9 protein-coding genes are annotated in these 6,572 nt (G+C 36.8%); 5 read left to right on the plus strand and 4 right to left on the minus strand.

Annotated elements, in window-relative coordinates:
- Positions 1-390: 3'-5' exonuclease (locus PaeCFBP13512_RS23000; RefSeq protein ID WP_275094504.1), on the plus strand; the 390-nt coding region annotated here is incomplete at its 5' end.
- A 95-nt stretch (positions 391-485) separates the two neighbouring features.
- Positions 486-725: a hypothetical protein gene (locus tag PaeCFBP13512_RS23005; RefSeq protein ID WP_137226324.1), complete on the plus strand. Its 240-nt coding sequence runs from the start codon at positions 486-488 to the stop codon at positions 723-725.
- A 100-nt stretch (positions 726-825) separates the two neighbouring features.
- Here PaeCFBP13512_RS23005 and PaeCFBP13512_RS23540 read toward each other — a convergent pair whose 3' ends face one another.
- Complete coding sequence (locus PaeCFBP13512_RS23540) at positions 826-1,122, minus strand: GNAT family N-acetyltransferase (protein WP_241669467.1); 297 nt, start codon at positions 1,120-1,122, stop codon at positions 826-828.
- A complete protein-coding gene (locus PaeCFBP13512_RS23545; RefSeq protein ID WP_241669468.1) occupies positions 1,080-1,343 on the minus strand; it encodes a GNAT family N-acetyltransferase in 264 nt (87 codons plus the stop codon). The genes PaeCFBP13512_RS23540 and PaeCFBP13512_RS23545 overlap by 43 nt, the downstream gene beginning before the upstream one ends.
- 129 nt (positions 1,344-1,472) lie before the next feature.
- On the opposite strand from PaeCFBP13512_RS23545, the gene PaeCFBP13512_RS23015 reads away from it, so the two are divergent.
- The 3 genes from PaeCFBP13512_RS23015 to PaeCFBP13512_RS23025 all read left to right on the plus strand — a co-directional run bounded on the left by PaeCFBP13512_RS23015 (position 1,473) and on the right by PaeCFBP13512_RS23025 (position 4,915).
- Entirely contained in the window at positions 1,473-1,880 is a 408-nt protein-coding gene (locus tag PaeCFBP13512_RS23015; protein ID WP_137226326.1) for a hypothetical protein, read from the plus strand.
- Positions 1,881-2,085: 205 nt separating this feature from the next.
- On the plus strand, positions 2,086-4,173 hold the full coding sequence (locus tag PaeCFBP13512_RS23020) for a glycosyl hydrolase (protein WP_137226328.1): 2,088 nt from the start codon (positions 2,086-2,088) through the stop codon (positions 4,171-4,173).
- Positions 4,174-4,450: 277 nt separating this feature from the next.
- The gene (locus PaeCFBP13512_RS23025; RefSeq protein ID WP_137226330.1) at positions 4,451-4,915 is read left to right on the plus strand and encodes a putative immunity protein; all 465 of its coding nucleotides are present in this window, start codon (positions 4,451-4,453) and stop codon (positions 4,913-4,915) included.
- 76 nt (positions 4,916-4,991) lie between these two features.
- Here PaeCFBP13512_RS23025 and PaeCFBP13512_RS23030 read toward each other — a convergent pair whose 3' ends face one another.
- Positions 4,992-5,498, minus strand: a complete 507-nt coding sequence (locus tag PaeCFBP13512_RS23030) for a hypothetical protein (protein WP_137226332.1) — start codon at positions 5,496-5,498, stop codon at positions 4,992-4,994.
- A 30-nt stretch (positions 5,499-5,528) separates the two neighbouring features.
- Positions 5,529-6,383 carry a hypothetical protein gene (locus PaeCFBP13512_RS23035; protein WP_137226334.1) on the minus strand — a complete coding sequence of 285 codons (855 nt, stop codon included), beginning with the start codon at positions 6,381-6,383 and terminating at the stop codon, positions 5,529-5,531.
- Between the last annotated feature and the right edge of the window lie 189 nt (positions 6,384-6,572).

The following is a 6,572-nucleotide window of genomic DNA, read 5'->3' on the forward strand; positions in this document are numbered from 1 at the left end:
GATATTAATTCTTATCAACTTTTAGTTAATCAATATAATTTCTTTTTTAATGGTATTCACTCAAGATTAAATCAAAATGGATTTAATGGAGAAAAACAAAAATTGTATGTATACAAAAATGTTTTTAAAGAATTAAAAGGAGTAGTTGTTAATAGTTGCCAAGGAATAAAAGGTGAAGAGTTTGAGACAGTGATAGCTTTTGGGCTTTTAAATGGATTTATTCCTCATAGCTCTGTAGAAAGTAAAGAAAAATCTATATCTTCTAAAAAGTTGATGTATGTAATTGGTTCAAGGGCTAAAACAAATCTTTATTTAATTGCTGAGGAGGGGAGAAATAAAAAAATAAACGATGAACTGGAAAAAATAATTTTTGAATATGATGATTTATAAATTTTACTTATGCAACAATTTGTTGCCTCATATTCTATCTTTTACTGAATTGTTTTATACTCCTCTTATACATACCCCGAGAGGAGAAACCAACCATGTGGATCATCAGTCAAGATGAGCAAACCATCGTCAAATCTGTTGCCCTTACCCTAGAAACATCAACCGAAGGAACGGTTCTTTCTGCTTATGTAGGAGATGGTTCAGTCGAATCTGCTTTTACAGTAGGTACGTTTCAACAGAAGGAAAAGGCAGTAGAAGAACTATCCCGCTTTCGCCAATATTTGTGTACAATCAATATGGAACCTTTTTATATTCAACCAGATCTTGAAGCCTAACTTTACTGTTGCATTACGTCCTATGCTGTCCAATGCTAAAGCCTATTCGACTATTCCCGAATAGGCTTTTTTTACTTGAAATAGTACCTATGTACTTTCATCATCTTGCTAATACATCGTCAATATTATTCCATTCATAGACTCGTTCATTGAGAAGCACGCCACCTATTTGGATAGTCACAGTCTTAGATAATGTCGCACCATAATATTCGTACCAATCACATGTTTTATTATCTTCTAGCACTTCAACAAATACTTTTTGCCAGCCCAATTGCTTGAATATCCTAAATAAAGATTGGAGTAGTTGCTTAACCATACCTTTACCTTGATAAGCTTCCAGTATATAGATCGAGGTTAAGTCACCAGAATGAGGACGGTGTTGGTTTCTTTTTTCCAAGCATCTGCAAATCCGACAATCTGACCTTCAGAAGTCTCTGCTACCATAACGAAGTGATCTTGTTGTGTTATGGCTTGAATCCATAGATCCTTTCTCTGGGTATAGTATAGACTGTTAAGAAACTCATCTGGAATAATGACTTTATATGTTGTTTTCCAACTGTCTACATGAACTCTGGCAATAGCTTCTGCATCTTGAGGTGTTTCTTTTCTAATATGCAAGATATGTAAACTCCTTTGGCTCTTTATTTGTTGTTTATAATAGCAGAATCTAGTATGGTTTGAAGTATTATATCTGTTTAGAATCTACATACCCATTTGATAATAGATTAGAGAGGAGTGAACCTTCATTTGAAATCAGCTATAGTACTCACCTTATTAGCGACACTTCTAGGTTGTAGTCCCAGTACCATACAGACCCAGCAAGCAGTACAACCTAACAACATTACAGAAATCAGCACGACAGAAATTTTAGCCCAAGAAACGATCCGTGATTCATCACATGCAGATTTATTTATATTCAAGAATGGAGTATATGTTGTGGATCAACAGCTCACCATAAAGAGTGACCAGATCGGAGAGAAGTTAGGAACGATTCAACAACAGCATAAAGACGATGAACCTTTTACCGAGTTCATGTCTACTACACTTCCCATAGGAACGGAAATGTACCAAATCAAAAATGCAGTTCATATAGATCAACTTGCTATTAAAGTTAAGAATTATTATAAAGTATATAAGGTGCTTGAAGAAGGATAAGTATAGTATCGTTATGCCTACAAACGTTTCAATACATATTTTCATATAAATAAGATACACCCAAGAATAAGGAAAAAAGCTTGTATGTTAAAAAAACTATTTTTTCCTTATTTACCTATATAATCCTTCCTTATACTTTTGTATATTTAACTCTGTAAGCGCTAGCTATACAGGTAGTTATTCCAACCACAGAGGAGTTGTGATTATGAGGAAGCGTTGGGCGATAGGGGTATTGGCAATGTTGCTGGCGGTATCACCAACAGCAGGGCAAGTGGCACAAGCAGAAAATGAGGTAGAAGCGGTCAATAGTAAAACATCTCAATCGCAGATCGTGAATCTAGCAGATGCAGACGCGACCAAAGCTACACGTTCGTTATTTACTTATTTACTGAATAATGAAGGCAAAGACATATTATTCGGTCACCAACATGCGACTACGGAAGGAATCGGGATTACAGTCGAAGATGGAACGCAATCTGAAGTGAAGCGATCTGTTGGTGATCTGCCGGGAGTATTTGGATGGGATACGCTAAGTCTAGAAGGATTTGAGAAGCCCGGAGTGTATGGTGGAGCAGCTACAGAGAATCGGGACAATCTGGTTAAGGTGATGAAGTCGGCTTACGAGCAAGGTAGTGTGCTCAACTTAAGTTCGCATATGCCTAACTTTGTAACTGGAAATGATTTTTATGATACCAAAGGAAATGTGATCAGTCATATCTTGCCGGGTGGAGACAAGCATGCAGATTATAATACTTTTCTCGATCAGGTTGCCGATTTTGCTCATCATCTTAAAGATGACCGTGGGCAAGCGATTCCGGTAATTTTCCGTCCGTTCCATGAGCAGAATGGCGGTTGGTTCTGGTGGGGTGCGCCTTATCGGACAAAAGAAGAGTATGTTGAGATTTATCGGTATACGGTAGAATATCTGCGTGATGTGAAAAAGGTGCATAATTTCTTATATGCATTCTCACCGGGTAGTCCATTCAATCAGGATGCAGATACTTATTTGGAGACGTATCCAGGGGACGATTATGTCGATATTTTGGGATTTGATACGTATTATGATGGCAATACACCGACATGGTACGATGCAGTCGTCCAAGATGCCCGCTTAGTAGCTGAGATTGCAGAGCAGAAAGGCAAAATTTCAGCGTTCACTGAATTTGGCTATTCCAATGTGAAGCCAACAGGCACGAAAGATTTGCAGTTTTTTACCAAGTTGTTAAAAGCATTACAATCTGATCCTCAAGCGAAAAAGATGTCTTATATGCTCACATGGGCGAATTTCAATACGGATTCTATCTTTGTTCCTTATCGGGATGCACCGAATGGGCTAGGCGATCATGAACTGTTACCAGATTTCCAAGCTTTTCATGATGATCCATATACTGCTTTTCAGCAAGAGGTTGAAGCTGATCGTCCGTATCAGCAGAAGTCCAAAGTAGCCAAAGAGCAACCATTTATGCATATCGCTTCACCGATCAACAATGCAACAATTCCACTTAGCAAGCCGACAACGATCCGAGTGCGAGTGAATGAAGCCAAGATTGCGAAAGTGACCTATCAAGTGGAGGGTAATAGTACAGAGCATAAAATGAAAAAAGATACAGACGGATTCTATTATGTGGCGGATTGGACACCTGATGCGTCGCTTGCAGAAGAGGGAACCACATTAACGGTACAAGTTGATCTCAAAGGTGGTCAGGTGCTTACCCAAACGGTGCAATTGTATGTGAGTGATAGTGATGGAACAACCGATCCATGGGTAGTCGATCTATTTGAAACGTATAAAGGTAGCGATGAATTACTAGATCGAGCATATGTTACAGCAGGCGATCCGAATACAGTCACACTGAGTACGTATGGCAAAAATAGTGGAAAATACGGTCTGAAATACGATTATACGCTGAACAGCCAGGGTTATACAGGCGAGTCCAAAAATATGCAAAATAGTGACTGGTCAGGCACCCATGCAGTTCGGTTCTGGATGAAGCCAGATGGTAGTGATAATAAGCTAGTCATTCAGATTAACATCAACGGTACTTCGTTTGAAGCTTATCCTTCGCTTCATGGAACAGAAGCAGGGATGATCGAGATTCCTTTTACCGACTTCAAGCCAGCCCCATGGGACACTGCTAATGCGGATAAAGTGATTACAGCATCCAGCTTGAAAGATGTGCGAATGTTCTCGATCTACGTTAATAAAAGTGAAAATTCTTCGGTGACAGCAGGCACGTTGTATTTCGATGATATTGAAGCTTATAGCGATGGAAGTACAAGTGTACCGGAGTAATGTAAAGATAGTAAAAAAGCCCTTGAGTTTTTCAAGGGCTTTTCTTTTATATTGGATAGAAAGACAGGGGGAATAACTGTGATTATGAAAGAGTAAATGATAAATTTATAGTTAAAAGCTTGCCCTTCATATCAGGCTTTTGGAACGAATAGATAAAAGATGAAGATTGAGAGGAAGAACGATTATATTATTTGGAGCTATCTGACTTTGTAAGACATCTTATTCGACGATATCAAAGGGGTACACATTATCAGATTCTTGAAAGGAGAAGGTTGCCTTGAGTAAATCTAAGATTAAGATTATAGACGACTTATCACTGCGAGCAGAGATCGAACAGAAGATCGAGAAGATGAGTCATGTTCAATTAGCACAATGGGCACTTAGTCTAGCAAAGCATGTTCTACCTTATCTGGAGCAAGAATTACCGAATCTTGAACAAGTGGAGCAAGCGTTCAAAGTAAATGAGCTATGGCAAGTAGGACAAGCTACGGTACATCAAGTAAGGCAAGCTGGATTCCAGATTCACAATATTGCTAGAGAGTGCCAGAGCGAAATAGCCAAAACAGCAGCAAGAACTGCCGGACAAGCGGTAGCTGTGGGACATATGAGAGAACATGCTATAGTCGCGAGTGATTATGCGATTAAAGTGATCGGTCTTGCATCAGATAACAATATGAAGTGTATTACCGAAGAACGCACGTGGCAACTAATACAACTACAAAACTTTCAGCAAGACCATTAATAACAAGAACTATGATAAACGAATAAAAAAGAACAGCTCTCCAACTTTCGAGAACTGTCCTTATTATCATGCAAAATTAAAGATAACCGGCTTTATCCAAACACTCCAGATAATGAGCAAAATAAGGATCGTTAGGATTGGTACAAGCTTCAGGTTTAATTCCTTTAAGTACATAGAGTTCATACATTAACACTTCACATAAACCTTGTAAGTTAAAGCCTGTCATCGTGCTACCATTATCCGAGTCTACAATCACTCGAATCATTCGACCTTCCTTTATGTCACGCCAAGTTTTAGCATTTTTATCTAAATTAGTTTTATTAATGTTTCGCTTTTTTTTTGCTGAGTGCATCAGCTTTTCTTCTTCAGTAAATAAAGAATCAAGAACAGCTGTATCAGTAATAATATAACATTTGTAGATAGCATCAAAGTCGCACATCGGGTCATTTTTTAAATCTTCCACGGTACTTTTGCTAACTTCAACAGCCGCATACTTGTTTTGAAGAATTTGATCAACATGATTTAAAGAAAACTCATAGGGAATATTAGAATTTAAAAATCGCTCATAAATTTGTTCAATCAAAATATTGCCTTCCTTCTCTATATAAAGTTATTAAAAGAATGAGTGTCCACCAGCTCGATTCCAAGTGTGGAAGTGAACATAATAAAAGATACCTTCTTTTTGATTCACTTGCAATTCTGGGCCAAATGCTTCTCTCCCACCGCCAGCTAATTCAGCAACAGCTTCTGCCAAGTCACTATTTTTGGACCAAACATTGTTCTCTTGAATACTTATTCCTCCAAGACGTGCAGCAGCTTGTGTTAAAGACAAGGAAGGCCCAATCCATACATTACCTTGTACAATTTTTGCTGCATAATGGTTATATCTATCATTTCTAACTTTATCTTTGACTGCCCCGATTGTAGCATATGCAATACCACCAAATTCGATGGCTACTGCTGTTGCAATTAAAGAAGCTAATAATGCTTCTCCGATGATAACTCCAAGTGGAACTAAAAATACAAGTTGTGGTGTTACTTCACCAGTTGTATTATGTAGAGTATCTACACTTTTCCCTGTTTCTATATTTGTAAAAGTAGCATCAATCTCTTCATTACTTTTTATATCATTAATTTCTACATTATAGTTAGCAGGGGTAGGAATTGTTTCTGATGAATTATTAGCATTAGTACTAAAAGATTGAGCAGAATTTTCTTCAAATAATTTAGCATCACCAGCCATAGAAATTTTTAAAGTTTTTTTGTCTTGTGTCAAAATTAGTGAAGAGCCATTTTTTGTTCCTTTTAAAGTTAGTTGATTGGCATTGTCTTCTATTTTTTCCACTAACACATCTGAGGTGGTTTTTGTATTTTCAGCATGAATTTTATTAGGGAATAAAATAGTAAACAACAAAACAAAACTAAGAATAACAGCAATACTTTTTTTAAATGATATTTTATTAGACATATTATCTCCTCAAAATTTAATTATTAAAACTAATTGGCCAATAGTTTCAACACATAGTAACATATTTTTTTTACAAATATCAAATCTATAACTTGTTTTTTAGAAAAAAATCCAATTAATGTATGTATATAATTATCTATTTAATATATAAATATAAACACAAAAAATTGCTGGGAATAAAATAAATAT

The sequence above is a fragment of the Paenibacillus sp. CFBP13512 genome, from assembly GCF_005233705.1.
Lineage (GTDB): Bacteria > Bacillota > Bacilli > Paenibacillales > Paenibacillaceae > Saccharibacillus > Saccharibacillus nuruki.

Excerpts from the sequence above, each read along its gene's own strand:
- PaeCFBP13512_RS23035 (WP_137226334.1), bottom strand. The coding sequence starts at position 6,383 with ATGTCTAATAAAATATCATTTAAAAAAAGTATTGCTGTTATTCTTAGT.
- PaeCFBP13512_RS23005 (WP_137226324.1), top strand. The coding sequence starts at position 486 with ATGTGGATCATCAGTCAAGATGAGCAAACCATCGTCAAATCTGTTGCC.
- PaeCFBP13512_RS23020 (WP_137226328.1), top strand. The coding sequence starts at position 2,086 with ATGAGGAAGCGTTGGGCGATAGGGGTATTGGCAATGTTGCTGGCGGTA.